This window comes from Streptomyces sp. NPDC001450 (assembly GCF_053597295.1).
The window spans coordinates 61,363-76,857 of record NZ_JBSFHY010000009.1 but is presented as its reverse complement, the minus strand read 5'-3'; the positions used below and the strand labels follow the sequence as shown (position 1 = coordinate 76,857).

Sequence of the window (15,495 nt, the reverse complement as noted above, 5' to 3'; positions counted from 1 at the left end):
CGCTCGGGTCCGCCCCCTGGCGTGTGCGCTCAGCCGGTGGCGAGGGTGAACACGTGCAGGTCCGTGTTCTCCGGCAGCCGGACACTCCTGACGGTCCTGCCGGCCGGCGCCGCGAACGGCTTGGTGGCGAAGACGTACGTCGTCACCGGGTCCTTGTCGGCGCCCGCGACGTTGCGGTACGCGGTCTTGGCGACGACCTCGTTGCCGTACTGGACGGTGCCGCCCCCGCCGCCGACGGTCCAGTCCGTGAAGGAGAGGTCGACGGTGTCGGTGGTGCCGTCGGTGTAGGTCACGGTCGCCTTGGCCTGCTGGTTGCCGTTGACCGCGCTGCCGATGAAGGACAACTTGCTCGCGGGCTTGGCGAGTTCGACGGTCTGGCCGGTGGCCGAGGCGTTGTCGGGGCGGCCCGCGGGCGAGCCCGGCCAGGTGAAGGTCAGGCCGTCGACCGTGCCCTGCCCGCCCGGAGCGAGGCCGGCCGCGGCGAGGGCCTGACGGGAGTAGCTCCAGCCGCCGCCGTCGTAGTCGGCCTCGTCGTGCTCGCCCTCGTCGTCGGAGACGCCGGTGTTGTTGTAGGCGGCGAGCAGGGTGCCCGGTGCGGCCACGGTGAGGGAGACCGGCTGCCCGTAGGAGGTGTCGCCCGAGGTCACCGTGACCTTGACGGCGTAGAAGCCCTGGGTGGCGTCGTCGGCCGCGGTGAGGGTGATCTCCTGGGAGCCGTCGGTGACCGTGCCCTCGGCGGGCGTGGCCGTGACACCGGAGGGGGTTTCGACCCGGAAGCGCACCTCCGGGCCGGTGCCGCCGCCGAGCGCCAGCGCGCGGATGCCGATCTTCGTGCGGTCACCGGGTGCGACCGTGGCGGCGGTGGGGCCGACGCCGATCTGGTACGGCTGCTCGCCCTCCCGGAAGGACGGCGGCGGGCAGGCCGCGCCCCAGGTGCGGTTCGGGGTGGTGGCGAGGGTGTAGTCGAGACGGCCGCCGTCGCGCACGAAGGAGGCGGGCAGCCATGGCCGGTCGCCGGCCCGTCCGTCGACCTTCAGGGACTGGACGTACGGCGCGTCGGCCGCCGCCCCGGTCGCGTGCACGGAGATGTCGTTGCCCTGCGGGCGGTCGATCTCGATGCGCTCGAACAGCGGTGAGGCGAGGACGAGTTCGGCCCGGGAGGGCACCTGCGGGTACATGCCGAGCGCGGAGAAGACGTACCAGGACGACATCGCGCCGAGGTCGTCGTTGCCGGGGATGCCACCCGGCTCGGTCGACCAGAGCTGCCGCATCGCCGCGCGGACGGTCTCCTGCGTCTTGTAGGGGGCGCCCGCGTAGTCGTACAGGTAGGGCACGTTGACGGAGGGCTCGTTGTCCAGCTCGGACTTGGTGCCGCCCTGGCCGGTGAAGGCCCAGCCGCCGTCGCTGGTGTGGAAGAAGTCGTCGAGCCGGGCCAGCGCCTTGTCCGTGCCGCCCATCGCCGCGAACAGGCCCGCCGGGTTGTGCTGGACCATCCAGGTGTACTGGGCGGCCGTGCCCTCCACGAAGCCGTTGCCGGTGTCGGGCGTGAAGCCGGTGACCCAGCTGCCGTCGGCCTTGCGGTTGGCGACGTAGCCGCCGCTCGGGCCGGCCGCGATGTCGAAGTTGTTCTGCCACCACTGGGCGCGGCGGGCGAAGGCGGCCGCCGTGTCCTTCTCTCCTGCCGCCGAGGCGAGTTGGGCGAGGGAGAAGTCCGCGGTGGACATCTCCAGGGTCTCCGCGGCGCCGCCCCAGGCGTTGGAGACGCTCGGCATGTAGTGCAGCTTGAGGTACTTGTCGAGCGACGGGCGCTGGCCCACCGACAGCACCGGCTTGCCGGCCGCGGACAGGTCCTGCCGCGTGGGTACGGTCGCCGCCTTGACCAGCGAGTCCAGGGCACCCTTGAGGTCGAAGCCGGTGCCGCCGAAGGCGTGGATGCCGGCCAGTGCGGTGGGCGAGGGGTCGCCGTTCATGACGTGGGTGCCGCTCGCGCCGTGCAGCCAGCGGTCCCAGACCCCGCCGTTCTGCCCGGCGAGTTCGTACAGCGACTGGGCGATGTCGGAGCCGGTGCGCGGGTCGAGGAGGGTGAGCAGCTGCACCTGGTCGCGGTAGACGTCCCAGCCGGAGAAGGTGCCGTACTGCGCGTGATGGCGACGGTCGACGGTGTGCGGCCGGCCGTCCGCACCGCGGTATCTGCGGTCGGCGTCACTGATGACGTTCGGATGCAGCAGGCAGTGGTACAGCGCCGTGTAGAAGGTGGTGCGCTCGGCGTCGGTGCCGCCGCCGACGCGGACCGCGTCCAGCCGGTCGCGCCAGGCGCGCCGCGCCGCGTCCGCGACGGCGTCGAAGGAGCGGCCCTGCGGGTTCTCCGCGGCGAGGTTCGCCTCGGCGCCCGCCTGGCTGACGTAGGAGATGCCGACCTTGACGTTCACCGGTCCGGTGCCGGGCGCGAACTGCACGTACGCTCCGGCGCCCTTGCCCGCGACCGGCCGGCCGCCGTGCGAGAAGCCGCCCGTGCCGCCGGAGGCCTCCCGTGAGCCGGGGCTCAGCTTGTCGTCCTGCCAGGTACCGGTGGCCGTGAAGGCCCGGTCGAAGCGGGCGGTGAAGTACAGGGTGTAGTAGGAGCGCCGGCCCTCCGGGTCGAGGTAGCCGCAGAAGTTCCCGGAGGTGACGGAGCCGGAGACGGTGCGGGTCGCCGGGTCGACGGTGACCTTCGAATCCGCCGAGCCCACCTCGGAGTTGGCGGTGCGCACGAGCAGCGAGGCGGGCTTGTCGGCCGGGTAGGTGAAGCGGGCCGAGCCGGTGCGGGTGGTCGCGGTGAGGTCGGCGGTGACGCCCGAGGCGAGGCCCACCTTGTAGTGGCCGGGCTCGGCGGTCTCGTCGGCGTGACGGAAGTCCGCGGCGTAGAGGGCGTCCTTGGTGTCGCTCGCCGGGGAGGACGTGACCTCGCCCGCGTACGGGAAGAGCGGGATGTCGCCGCTGCCGCCCGCGCAGCCGGTGCCGGACATGTGGGTCAGGCTGAAGCCGCGGATGCGGGTGGCGTCGTACTGGTAGCCGCCGGGTGCGGCGGTGCCGGTGGCGTTGCCTCTGGTGTTCTCCGGGCTGAAGGAGAACATGCCGAACGGCACGACGGCGCCCGGGAAGACGTTGCCGCCGTTCCTGGTGCCGATCAGCGGATCGACGTACGGGGTCGGGTCCTTGACCAGGCCGGGGGGAGCTGCGGTCGCCGCGAGGGCGGGGGTGGCACCGCCGGTCGCGAGCACCGCGGCCAGCAGCAGGGACGTGGGACGGAATCGCATGGCGCGGCCCTTCCTCCTGACGGATGGGTCGCGCACCACAGGTCGCACAAGCCGCAGGGACACTAACGTGCGCCACCCGTAGCACGGAAGACCGCGTACGCCCCGCCAGGCGCGCGCCGGGATCACCCGGTCGGGCTACCCCAAGTGGCTTGACATCGTTGTCGGTTGAGGCGGTAAAGTCATGTACAGACCATTCGACAACGTTGTCGCGCCCCGCACGGCAGAGGCCCGCCCAAGGCCTCGCCGCCACAAGCCAGCACCACCCGGGCAGGGACTCACCCCCTCGCCTGCCCGGCTCGCGGACCCGGTGTGCACGGCCACCGGGTCCGCCCAGAGCGACTCAACCGACCTGACAGGGAAGGGGTGCGGAGTCCTCACCGCCGGAGCCCTGGACGGCGTAGCCGAAGGCCGCGCTCCGCCCCGGACTCAGCGAGCCGTTCCAGTCGGCGCTGTGGACCATCACGTCCTGTCCGGTGCAGGTGGCGTTGCCGTCCCGGAGGCCGGCCCCCGTGCTGTCCGAGCGCTACGCGCCCGCGGTCAGACGGGTCACCGGCCAGTCGTCGCGGACCAGGCCGAAGCCGGTGAAGCCGGGGGTGCCGCCGCTGCACAGCTTGCCGTCCTGCACGAAGCGGCGGGTGCGGCCGGCGCCGTCCGAGCGGAGCACCGGGAACCAGGATCGGACCGAGGCCGGGGAGGGCGGTGAGCAGGGCCGGAAGGGTCGGGAGAATGGCTCCGCCACGGGCCGGGTGTGGTGATCGCGAACGCCATGGGAGGCCCGTGCCGATTTTCGCAGACATGACACTTCTGCCTCGGGTGCGGTCTCCGTCGTACCGTAGGAAGGCAGGGCGGGAGCGCCCGCGCGATCCGGGCGGGTTCCGGTCCACCCGGGCCGCGCCGGGGCCCTCGGGACCTTTGGGAGCGCTCCCACCCTGTGCGTGAAGCTAGCGCGCACGGCGCCAGGTGTAAACGCCTGCCGCCGGCGCTGTGGCACACGGACCGGCGTACCGGCCGGGATGTGATGTCCATCGCTCGGACCAGCCGTAGTCACCCGGAAAGGCCGGTGCTAGAAATATCGCATGTGGGACCTTTTGGCCCGATTCAGGCACCTCTCAAGACGTGCGATGAGCGGCAAGAGCCCCCGTAGCGTCGCCGGGCAGGTCTTCGTCCTTCAGGTGGCGCTGGTGGTGGTGCTTGTGGTCTGCGCCGTCATCGCCCTTGTCCTGCAGTCGGAACGTGACACCAGCACGGAGGCCAAGCGGCGGTCCATCGCCGTCGCGCAGACCTTCGCGCACTCTCCTGGCGTCCTCCAGGCCCTGCAGACCCCCGAACCGTCGAAGGTGCTCCAGCCGCTCACCGAGGCGGGGCGCAAGAGCGCGGGCGTCGACTTCATCGTGGTCATGGACACCAAGGGGATCCGCTACACCCACCCCCTGCCGAGCAAGATCGGCCATCGGTTCGTGGGCCAGATCGGACCGTCGCTGGCCGGGAAGGTCTACACCGAGAGCGTGCACGGCCCGCTCGGCCACGAGGTCCAGGCGACCGTGCCGATCAAGGACAAGAACGGCAAGGTGGTCGCCCTCGTCTCCGCCGGGCTGAAGGTCAAGAACGTGACCAGCGAGGTGAACCGGCAGCTGCCGATCATCCTGGCCGCCGGGGCCGGAGCGCTCGTGGTGTCGACCGGTGGAACGGCACTGGTGGGCAGGCGGCTGCGGCGGCAGACCCACAGCCTGGCTCCTGCCGAGATGACCCGCATGTACGAGCACCACGACACGGTGCTGCACTCGGTGCGGGAAGGCGTGCTGATCGTCGCTGACGACGGGCTGCTGCTGCTGGCCAACGACGAGGCCAGGCGGCTGCTGGAGCTGCCCCCCGAGGCCGAGGGGCGGGACGTGCGCGAGCTGTCGGTCCTCGACCCGGAGATGACGGAGCTGCTGGTCTCCGGGCGCGAGGCCACCGACGAGGTGCACTTCGCCGGGGGACGGCTGCTGGCGGTCAACCAGCGGCCGACGGACCGCGCGGGAGGCCCCAGGGGCACCGTGGTGACGCTCCGCGACTCCACCGAGCTGCAGGCGGTGTCCGGCAGGGCGGAGGCCGCCCGGGAGCGGCTCGAGCTGCTGTACGACGCGGGACTGGGCGTCGGCACCACCCTCGACGTGGTCCGTACGGCCGAAGAGCTGGCGCAGCTCGCCGTCCCGCGCTTCGCCGACTTCGTCACCGTGGACGTGGCCGACGCCGTGCTGCACGGAGAGGAGCCGGCCCCCACCGCGACGGCCATGCGGCGCGTCGCCGTGAACGGCGTCCGGGACGACCACCCGCTCTACGAGAAGGGCCGGCTGATCGACTTCCTGCCCTCCACCCCGCAGGCGCGCGGCTACGGCGCCGGCCACTCCGAGCTGGTGACCGACCTGTCGGCCGCACCGGGCTGGCAGGCACAGGACCCGAGACGGGCCCGGCAGATCATCGACTTCGGCATCCACTCGCTCATCGCCGCCCCGATCAAGGCCGGCGGTGTCGTGCTGGGCGTGGTCAACTTCTGGCGGTCCAAGCAGGACGCCTTCGACGAGGAGGAGCTGTCGCTCGCCGAGGAGCTGGTGGCCCGGGCCGCCGTCAGCATCGACAACGCCCGCCGGTACACCCGCGAGCACGCCCTGGCGGTCACCCTCCAGCGCAGCCTGCTGCCGCGGGCCCTGCCCGAGCAGAGCGCCCTGGAGGTCGGCTACCGGTACCTCCCCGCCCATTCGGGTGTGAGCGGCGACTGGTTCGATGTGATCCCTCTGCCGGGGAGCCGGGTGGCACTGGCCGTCGGAGACGTGGTCGGGCACGGTCTGCACGCGGCCGCGACGATGGGCCGGCTGCGGACCGCGGTGCACAACTTCTCCACGCTCGACCTGCCGCCCGACGAGCTGCTCAGCCATCTGGACGACCTGGTGGGCCGCATCGACCAGGACGAGTCGTCGTGTGCGGAGCCGGCCGGGGAGATCGTCGGCGCCACCTGTCTGTACGCGATCTACGACCCGGTGACGCGCCGCTGTGTCATGTCGCGTGCGGGGCACCTGGCGCCCGCGCTGGTCCACCCCGACGGCAGCGTCACCTTCCCCGAGCTGCCGGGCGGGCCGCCGCTGGGCCTCGGCGGCATGCCGTTCCGGACCGCCGAGCTGGAGCTGGCCGAGGGCACCCAGCTCGTGCTCTACACCGACGGGCTCATCGAGGACCGCAGGCGCGACCTGGACGTGGGCATGGAGCTGCTGCGCCAGGCGCTGGCGGGGCACCCCGACCGGACGCCGGAGGAGAGCTGCCAGGCGGTGCTGGACGAGCTGCTGCCCGAGCGGCCCAAGGACGACGTCGCCCTGCTCATCGCGCGCACCCGGGCGCTGCCGCCCGAGAACGTGGCCGACTGGGACGTGCCGCGCGACCCGGCCGCCGTCTCGGGGATGCGCGGCGCCGTGTCCGAGAAGCTGGAGGAGTGGGGCCTGGCCGAGCTGGGCTTCGGCATGGAACTGGTGCTGAGCGAGCTGATCACCAATGCCATCCGCTACGGCTCCGAGCCGATCCATGTCCGGCTGATCCGTGACCGCACACTGGTCTGCGAGGTGTCCGACGGCAGCAGCACCTCGCCGCATCTGCGCTACGCCGCGACGACCGACGAGGGCGGCCGGGGTCTGTTCCTGGTCTCGCAGATGACCGAGCGCTGGGGCACCCGGTACACACCGCAGGGCAAGGTGATCTGGGCCGAGGTGGCGCTGCCGGACCTCACGGGGCTCCTTGCGGAGTGAGGGGCTTGCGGCAGAGCTGCCGAGCGGTCGCGGGGAGTTCGATCGTGAACTCGGTCCGGCCCGGGGCGCTGGTCACGCTGATGCCGCCGCCGTGCGCCGCGGTGATCCCCGCGGCGATCGCGAGCCCGAGGCCCGAACCACCCCGGGATCCGGGCGCCCGGGAGCGTGAGGTGTCGGCCCGGGTGAAGCGTTCGAAGACGGTCGGGAGCAGGTCGGGCGGGATTCCGGGGCCGTCGTCGCGGACGCGGATCAGGTGGCGGCCGGCGGTGGACTCGACGGTGGCGGTGACCGTCGTACCGGGCGGGGTGTGCGTGCGCGCGTTGGCCAGCAGGTGGGCCACCACCTGGTGCAGCCTGGCCGCGTCCCCGGTGACGGACGCCGGGGTGTCCGGCCTGAGGTCGAGCTGCCAGACGTGATCGGCGCCGGCCGCCCGGGCGTCCCGGACGGCCTCGGCGACGACGGCGGCGAGGTCCACCTCGGCGGTCTGCAGGGGGTGTCCCTCGTCGAGGCGGGCGAGCAGCAGCAGGTCCTCGACCAGGTCCGTCATGCGGGCCGACTCGGTGAGGACGCGGCGCCAGGCCAGGTCGGGGGCGACACGGTTCATCAGCTCCGCGTACCCGGCGATGGAGGTGAGCGGGGTGCGCAGTTCGTGGCTGGCGTCGGCGACGAAGCGGCGCATGCGTTCCTCGCCGCGCCGGCGCTCGGCGAGCGAGGCCTCGACGTGGTCGATCATCCGGTTGAGGGCGGCGCCGACCTGGCCGGCCTCGCTGCCGGGGTCGGTGTCGCGTTCGGGCACCCGGGGCAGCGCGGTGACGTGGCCGTGGCCGAGCGGGACCCGGGAGACCTCGACGGCGGTGGCGGCGACCCGGTCGAGCGGGCGCAGCTGCCTGCGGATGACGACCGCGCAGATGCCGCCGGCGAGCGCGAGCCAGGCGGCCCCGACGATCGCCTCGATCTCGACCAGCCGGCCGAGTGTGGCCCGGACGTCGTCCATGGGCAGGCCGGTGAGGACGCGGATGCCGCTCGCGTCGAGCGTGGTGACCCGGTAGGTGCCGAGTCCGGGCACCGTCCGGGTGTGCGCCGAGCCGTCGGCCCGGATGCCGGCGAGGGCGGCGCGCTGGGCGGGGGTGAGGGTGCGCGGGGCCGCGTCCCGGGTGACGACCGCGGCGGAGACGAGGTGCCCGGCGGCATCCGGCCGGGCGGCGAGCAGCCCCTCGGTGTGGCCGCCCTCGCCGAGGAAGGCGAGGTCGGCGGGGAGTTCGGGGTGGAGTGCGGCCCCGCCCACGCTGCGTTCGGCGGCGTCGTTCACCCGGTCGTCCAGGGTGCCCATGAGATAGGCGCGCTGGGCGAGGACGGTGGTGAGGGCGAGCGCGGCGCACACGCCCACGAGGGCGACGGTGATGAGGACCAGCAGGCGTGTGCGCAGCGAGCGGGCCCAGGGGCGGCGGCTGCTCATGTACCGATCCTGTCCCGGTTCGCTGGGGGAAGCCTGTGTTCCGTCTGAGGGTGGGTGATGACCTTCGCCGTACCCGGCTCGCACACGGCGAAGGGCCGCACCCCCGTCACCGGGGATGCGGCCCTGTACCGCCGTGCGCTGTCGCCTACTTGCGGATCAGGCTGCGCAGCACGTACTGCATGATGCCGCCGTTGCGGTAGTAGTCGGCCTCACCGGGGGTGTCGATGCGGACGACCGCGTCGAACTCGACACCGGTGTCGGTGGTGACCTTGACCGTGCGCGGCGTGGTGCCGTTGTTGAGCTCCTCGACGCCGGTGAAGGAGAAGGTCTCCTCGCCGGTCAGACCGAGGGACTCGGCGGAGGCGCCCTCCGGGAACTGGAGCGGGAGCACGCCCATGCCGATGAGGTTCGAGCGGTGGATCCGCTCGTACGACTCGGCGATGACGGCCTTGACGCCGAGGAGCGCGGTGCCCTTGGCGGCCCAGTCACGGGACGAGCCGGAGCCGTACTCCTTGCCGGCCAGGACGACCAGCGGGATGCCCTGCTCGATGTAGTTGCGGGAGGCGTCGTAGATGAACGACACCGGCGCGTCGGCCTGCGTGAAGTCGCGGGTGTAGCCGCCCTCGGTGCCCGGCGCGATCTGGTTGCGCAGGCGGATGTTGGCGAACGTACCGCGGATCATGACCTCGTGGTTGCCGCGGCGCGAGCCGTAGCTGTTGAAGTCACGACGCTCGACACCGTGCTCGGTGAGGTACTTGCCCGCCGGGGTGTCGGCCTTGATGGCGCCGGCCGGGGAGATGTGGTCGGTGGTGACCGAGTCCCCCAGCTTGGCGAGCACACGGGCACCGGCGATGTCGGTGACCGGGGTGGTCTCCATCGTCATGCCCTCGAAGTACGGGGGCTTGCGCACGTAGGTCGACTGCGGGTCCCACTCGAAGGTGTTGCCGGTCGGGATCGGCAGGGACTGCCACTGGGCGTCGCCCGCGAAGACGTCCTGGTAGGACTTGTTGAACATGTCCTCGCCGATGGCGTTCGCCACGACGTCGTTGACCTCGGCCTCGGTCGGCCAGATGTCGGTCAGGTAGACCGGGTTGCCGTCCTGGTCGGTGCCGAGGGCGTCCTTGGTGATGTCCACCTTCATGGAGCCCGCGAGGGCGTACGCGACGACCAGCGGCGGGGAGGCCAGGTAGTTCATCTTGACGTCGGGGTTGATCCGGCCCTCGAAGTTCCGGTTGCCGGAGAGGACCGAGGTGACCGCGAGGTCGTGGTCGTTGACGGCCTTGGAGACCTCCTCCGGCAGCGGGCCGGAGTTGCCGATGCAGGTGGTGCAGCCGTAACCGACGAGGTTGAAGCCGACCTTGTCGAGGTACGGGGTGAGGCCCGCCTTGTCGAAGTAGTCGGTGACGACCTTCGAGCCCGGGGCGAGGGTGGTCTTGACCCACGGCTTGCGGGTCAGGCCCTTCTCGACCGCCTTCTTGGCCACCAGCGCGGCGGCGACCATGACGTACGGGTTCGAGGTGTTGGTGCAGGAGGTGATGGCCGCGACCGTCACCGCACCGTGGTCGAGGGTGTAGGTCGTGCCGTCGGGGGCGGTGACCTGGACCGGGTTGGACGGGGCACCGTTCGGGTGGACGGCCGGGGCGTCGGAGGCCGGGAAGGACTCCTCGCCCGCCTCGTCGGCGGTGGAGACGTAGTTGAGGACGTCGCGCTTGAACTGCTCGGCGGCGTTGGCGAGGACGATGCGGTCCTGCGGGCGCTTCGGGCCGGCGATCGACGGGACGACCGTCGACAGGTCCAGCTCGAGCTTCTCGGAGAAGTCCGGCTCGGCCTTCGGGTCCAGCCAGAGGCCCTGCTCCTTGGCGTACGCCTCGACGAGCGCGACCTGCTGGTCGCTGCGGCCGGTCAGACGCAGGTACTTCAGGGTCTCGTCGTCGATCGGGAAGATCGCGGCGGTGGAGCCGAACTCCGGCGACATGTTGCCGATGGTGGCACGGTTCGCGAGGGAGGTGGCGGCCACGCCCTCGCCGTAGAACTCGACGAACTTGCCGACCACGCCGTGCTTGCGGAGCATCTCGGTGATGGTCAGCACCAGGTCGGTGGCGGTGGTGCCGGCGGGCAGCTCGCCGGTCAGCTTGAAGCCGACGACGCGCGGGATGAGCATGGAGACCGGCTGGCCGAGCATGGCGGCCTCGGCCTCGATGCCGCCGACGCCCCAGCCCAGCACACCGAGGCCGTTGACCATGGTGGTGTGCGAGTCGGTGCCGACGAGGGTGTCGGGGTAGGCCTGCCCGCCTCGGACCATGACGGTACGCGCGAGGTGCTCGATGTTGACCTGGTGGACGATGCCGGTGCCCGGCGGGACGACCTTGAACTCGTCGAAGGCGGTCTGGCCCCAGCGCAGGAACTGGTAGCGCTCCTTGTTGCGGCCGTACTCCAGCTCGACGTTCTGCTTGAAGGCGTCGTTCGTGCCGAACTTGTCGGCGATGACGGAGTGGTCGATGACCAGCTCGGCCGGCGCCAGCGGATTGATCTTCGCCGGGTCGCCGCCCAGCTCCTTCACGGCCTCACGCATGGTCGCGAGGTCCACGACACAGGGAACGCCGGTGAAGTCCTGCATGATCACGCGGGCCGGCGTGAACTGGATCTCCTGCGAGGGCTGGGCCTGCGAGTCCCAGTTGCCGAGGGCGCGGATGTGGTCGGCGGTGATGTTCGCGCCGTCCTCCGTGCGGAGCAGGTTCTCCAGCAGGATCTTGAGGCTGTACGGCAGGCGAGCGGAGCCCTCCACCTTGTCCAGCCGGAAGATCTCGTACGACTCGTCGCCCACCTGCAGCGTGCTGCGGGCGTCGAAGCTGTTCGCCGACACGACAGTCTCCTTCATTGATGTGCGCGTACCACCGCAATCCTGCCGCCACGCCGTCTTGGCCGATCCGCCAAGGTAAGGCTAAGTTAGGTAACCCTTACTGGAGTGGCGGCTGCGGTGCGCCTCGGCAGATATCTCGATGTCGAGATAACTCTAGTACATGAGGGCTGGCTGGTCATGTTCCGGCCGGGCCCGGCCTGCCGTTTTTCGGTGGCGTCGGCCACAGGACGATGGGCGAAGATCGCCACATGCCTCTCGATACCGCACTGATCGGCCACTGGGACAGCTCCCCCTTCGCCTACGGAGTGATGGAGGCGTCCGGGCTGGCGCTCCTCGACGACGGGCGGGGTACCGGCACGGTGGCCAACGCCCTGGGGGAGGACGTCACGGAGTTCGCGTGGCACTGCCCGGAGCCGGGAGTGCTGGAGGTGCGCGACGAGCACGGCGGCGTCGAGCGGGTTCGTCACGTCGTCGCGCCCGCCGTACCGGTGCACGCGACGGACCCCGTGCCGGCGGTCCGCTTCGAGCCGCCACTGTTCTTCGCCCGGGAGTACGCGAGGATTTGCGCTGCATCCGTGTGATTACGAGAGAAACCAGAACATTGGACAAGTACCGGACGAACCCCCCATATCGTCCCACATCACCCGCATCTGCGCTGGTCACTGACGTCCCGTCACCCGAATGGACCCCCCAACAGGCGCCATCTCATATCTGAGATAACCTCAACCTCATGGCAGACGACTACCTCGTACGCATCGGCAAGCTCATCCGTGACGCCCGGCAACACCGTGGCTGGACACAGACGCAGCTCGCGGAGGCGCTCGGCACCAGTCAGAGCGCGGTCAACCGCATCGAGCGCGGGAACCAGAACATCAGCCTTGAGATGATCGCCCGCATCGGTGAGGCCCTCGACAGCGAGATCGTGTCCCTGGGCTATGCGGGTCCGATGCACCTGCGTGTGGTCGGCGGCCGTCGGCTCTCCGGCGCCATCGACGTGAAGACCAGCAAGAACGCGTGCGTCGCCCTGCTGTGCGCCTCGCTGCTGAACAAGGGGCGCACGGTGCTGCGCCGGGTGGCCCGGATCGAGGAGGTGTACCGCCTGCTGGAGGTGCTCAACTCCATCGGCGTGCGCACCCGCTGGATCAACGACGGGGTCGACCTGGAACTGGTGCCGCCGGCCGAGCTGGAGATGGCGGCGATCGACGCGGAGGCGGCCGTACGCACCCGCTCGATCATCATGTTCCTGGGCCCGCTGCTGCACCGCATGGACGCCTTCAAGCTGCCGTACGCCGGTGGTTGCGACCTCGGCACGCGGACCATCGAGCCGCACATGATCGCGCTGCGCCGGTTCGGTCTGGACATCGCCGCCACCGAGGGTCAGTACCACGCGCAGGTCGACCGCACGGTCCGCCCCGACCGCCCGATCGTGCTGACCGAGCGCGGCGACACCGTGACCGAGAACGCGCTGCTGGCCGCCGCCCGGCACGACGGCGTGACGGTCATCCGCAACGCCTCCTCCAACTACATGGTCCAGGACCTCTGCTTCTTCCTGGAGGCGCTGGGAGTCAAGGTCGAGGGCATCGGCACCACCACGCTCACCGTCCACGGCGTGCCGAACATCGACGTCGACGTCGACTACTCCCCCTCCGAGGACCCGGTCGAGGCGATGAGCCTGCTGGCCGCCGCGGTCGTCACGGAGTCGGAACTGACCGTCCGCCGCGTCCCCATCGAGTTCCTGGAGATCGAGCTGGCGGTCCTGGAGGAGATGGGCCTCGACCACGACCGCAGCCCCGAGTACTTCGCGGACAACGGCCGTACGCGCCTGGTGGACCTCACGGTCCGCCCCTCCAAACTGGAGGCGCCCATCGACAAGATCCACCCCATGCCCTTCCCGGGCCTGAACATCGACAACGTCCCGTTCTTCGCGGCCATCGCGGCGGTCGCGCAGGGGAAGACGCTGATCCACGACTGGGTCTACGACAACCGCGCGATCTACCTGACCGACCTCAACCGCCTCGGCGGCCGTCTGCAGTTGCTGGACCCGCACCGGGTCCTGGTCGAGGGCCCGACCCGCTGGCGCGCCGCGGAAATGATGTGCCCGCCCGCCCTGCGCCCCGCCGTGGTCGTCCTGTTGGCGATGATGGCGGCCGAGGGCACGTCGGTCCTGCGCAACGTGTACGTCATCAACCGGGGTTACGAGGACCTCGCGGAGCGCCTGAACTCGATCGGGGCGCAGATCGAGATCTTCCGGGACATCTGAGCATCCTTCGAAGGAACGTCGCCTCGCGCCTCCTGACCAGGACGAATTCGGGTCGGGAGGCTGCGCGACGTCGCCTCTGAGACTTTTCTGGGATTTGGGGCCTCGACCGGCGTGCTCCCGATCGGACCGGTCTACGCGGAGTCGCGTCGAGTGCCGCAGAACGTCGTAATGCCGAGTGCCGCACATGGTGGCCGAGCCAAGACGCTTTCAGGCGCGGTCAGACCACTCAGCTCCGGGCCCGCCCGGGTCGGCGGCGGCCCGGGCACCGGCAAGCCCATCGTTGCCCTGCACCGTGTCCGCCACCTGGTGTCCCAGCTGCCACTGGTCACACCTAGCCGGTCCTGCTGACCACCTACAACAAGAACCTCGCAGCCGACCTGCGGTCCCGTCTCCTGGAACTGGGCGGCGAGCCGCTGCTGTCCCGGGTCGAGGTCGGCCATGTCGACCAGCTGGCTCTGCGCGTCGTGCGGGAGGCCGAGCCCGGCAGCCGCAAACAGACCATCGACGACAGCCAGGCCGTACGGGAATGGCGTGCCATGCTCGACGAACTCGGCGAGAACTGCTGGGACGCGGAGTTCCTGCACGACGAGTGGACGCAGGTGATCCTCGGACAGGCCGTCGGCACCCGCACCGACTACTTCCGGGCCCGACGGGCCGGACGCGGCAAGAACATCGGCCGGTCGGAACGGGCCGCCGTCTGGCAACTCGCGGAACGCTTCACACAGCGCCTCGACCGGCTGGGGCGCCAGACGTGGGACCAGGTCGCCGAGCGCGCCGCCCGCCTGGAAATAGGGCGCGAGCAGCGCATCCGCGCCATCGAACAGCAGCGGGAGGGAGCCGGCGGCCCGGACAACATCCACCTCCAGGACGGCTCGGGCGGATGGCTGCGCTACCGGTATCGCCACATCGTGGTCGACGAGGCGCAGGACTTGCGTCCAGCCCATTGGAAGATGCTCCGCGCCATGACGGCCCGTGACTCCGACGACCTGTTCCTGGTCGGCGACACCCATCAGCGCATTTACAAGAATCAGGTGACCCTAGGAAGCCTGGGCATCAACATTCGCGGCCGGTCCGCGAAGCTCAGCCTCAGCTACCGCACGACGCGCCAGATCCTGCGATCCGCGCTGGAAGTGCTGGGCGAGGAGTCGTACGACGACCTCGACGGGAGTTCGGAGACTTTGGCCGGATACCGCTCCGTGCTCAGCGGTGGCGCGCCCGGCATGCACCCGTGCGCCGACTGGCAGGCGGAGCGCGAGGCGATCGCCGCGCACATCGTGGACTGGGACGCCCACCCGGACGAGCGGATCGCGCACGAACAGATCGCCGTCTGCGTACCCACCAACCAGATGGCGAGCGAACTGGCGACCACACTGGCGGAGCACGGCATCCGAGCCATGGAGATCGGAGCCGACGGCGCTCGGGGCGAGTCCGGAGTCCACATCGGAACCATGTTCCGGTTCAAGGGGCTGGAGTACCAGCGCATGATCATCGCTGGGGTCAGCGACGGCCTGATCCCCCGCGAGCAGGTCCGCCAGCTGCGCCATACGGATCCCGCCCGCCACCGCAGGGAACTCCAGCGGGCGCGATCCCTGCTCTTCGTGGCGGCTACCCGGGCGCGCGACAGCCTGGACATCTTCTGGCATGGCACTCCCAGCCCCTTCTTGCACCGCCTGCTCGCCTGAGCGGGTGTGTCTGGCGACAGGCCTGGCAGATGTTCGCAACAAGCAGCCGAAACGTGGCTGTGCGCCGGTGGACTGTCTCGGGACTTTCCTGGGACTTCCGGCTGCATCAACGGGTAATCAAGGATCTGATCAACGACCTCTGGCAGTCCTCAGAGGGGATCGCCCACG

At 70.7% G+C, this 15,495-nt stretch carries 7 protein-coding genes and 2 pseudogenes; 4 read left to right on the top strand and 5 right to left on the bottom strand.

The window, feature by feature from the left end; all coding sequences use genetic code 11:
• Positions 1 to 29 precede the first annotated feature (29 nt).
• From ACWC5O_RS12230 to ACWC5O_RS12220, 3 genes and pseudogenes are all read right to left on the bottom strand, one after another.
• On the bottom strand, positions 30 to 3,296 hold the full coding sequence (locus ACWC5O_RS12230) for a GH92 family glycosyl hydrolase (RefSeq protein ID WP_450586552.1): 3,267 nt from the start codon (positions 3,294 to 3,296) through the stop codon (positions 30 to 32).
• Positions 3,297 to 3,636: 340 nt separating this feature from the next.
• A pseudogene (locus ACWC5O_RS12225) lies at positions 3,637 to 3,777 on the bottom strand (cellulose binding domain-containing protein); the annotation flags it as partial.
• A 42-nt stretch (positions 3,778 to 3,819) separates the two neighbouring features.
• Positions 3,820 to 3,960, bottom strand: coding sequence for a lytic polysaccharide monooxygenase (locus ACWC5O_RS12220; RefSeq protein WP_450586551.1), 141 nt, complete (start codon positions 3,958 to 3,960; stop codon positions 3,820 to 3,822).
• Positions 3,961 to 4,417: 457 nt separating this feature from the next.
• Here ACWC5O_RS12220 and ACWC5O_RS12215 point away from each other — a divergent pair, with 457 nt between their 5' ends.
• On the top strand, positions 4,418 to 7,069 hold the full coding sequence (locus ACWC5O_RS12215) for a SpoIIE family protein phosphatase (protein ID WP_450586549.1): 2,652 nt from the start codon (positions 4,418 to 4,420) through the stop codon (positions 7,067 to 7,069).
• Here the strand turns inward: ACWC5O_RS12215 and ACWC5O_RS12210 are convergent.
• Positions 7,047 to 8,525 (bottom strand): HAMP domain-containing sensor histidine kinase, encoded by a 1,479-nt coding sequence (locus ACWC5O_RS12210; RefSeq protein WP_450586547.1) that lies wholly within the window; start codon positions 8,523 to 8,525, stop codon positions 7,047 to 7,049. The two genes, ACWC5O_RS12215 and ACWC5O_RS12210, sit on opposite strands and share 23 nt — an antisense overlap.
• A gap of 145 nt (positions 8,526 to 8,670) precedes the next feature.
• Entirely contained in the window at positions 8,671 to 11,388 is a 2,718-nt protein-coding gene (gene acnA / locus ACWC5O_RS12205; protein WP_450586545.1) for an aconitate hydratase AcnA, read from the bottom strand.
• Positions 11,389 to 11,633: 245 nt separating this feature from the next.
• Between acnA and ACWC5O_RS12200 the strand changes: the two genes are divergently transcribed.
• The 3 genes and pseudogenes from ACWC5O_RS12200 to ACWC5O_RS12190 form a co-directional block, all read left to right on the top strand.
• Positions 11,634 to 11,966 (top strand): hypothetical protein, encoded by a 333-nt coding sequence (locus ACWC5O_RS12200; RefSeq protein ID WP_450586543.1) that lies wholly within the window; start codon positions 11,634 to 11,636, stop codon positions 11,964 to 11,966.
• A 149-nt stretch (positions 11,967 to 12,115) separates the two neighbouring features.
• Positions 12,116 to 13,645 carry a helix-turn-helix domain-containing protein gene (locus ACWC5O_RS12195; protein WP_450586541.1) on the top strand — a complete coding sequence of 510 codons (1,530 nt, stop codon included), beginning with the start codon at positions 12,116 to 12,118 and terminating at the stop codon, positions 13,643 to 13,645.
• 231 nt (positions 13,646 to 13,876) lie between these two features.
• Positions 13,877 to 15,327: pseudogene (locus ACWC5O_RS12190) on the top strand (UvrD-helicase domain-containing protein); the annotation flags it as partial.
• Positions 15,328 to 15,495 lie beyond the last annotated feature (168 nt).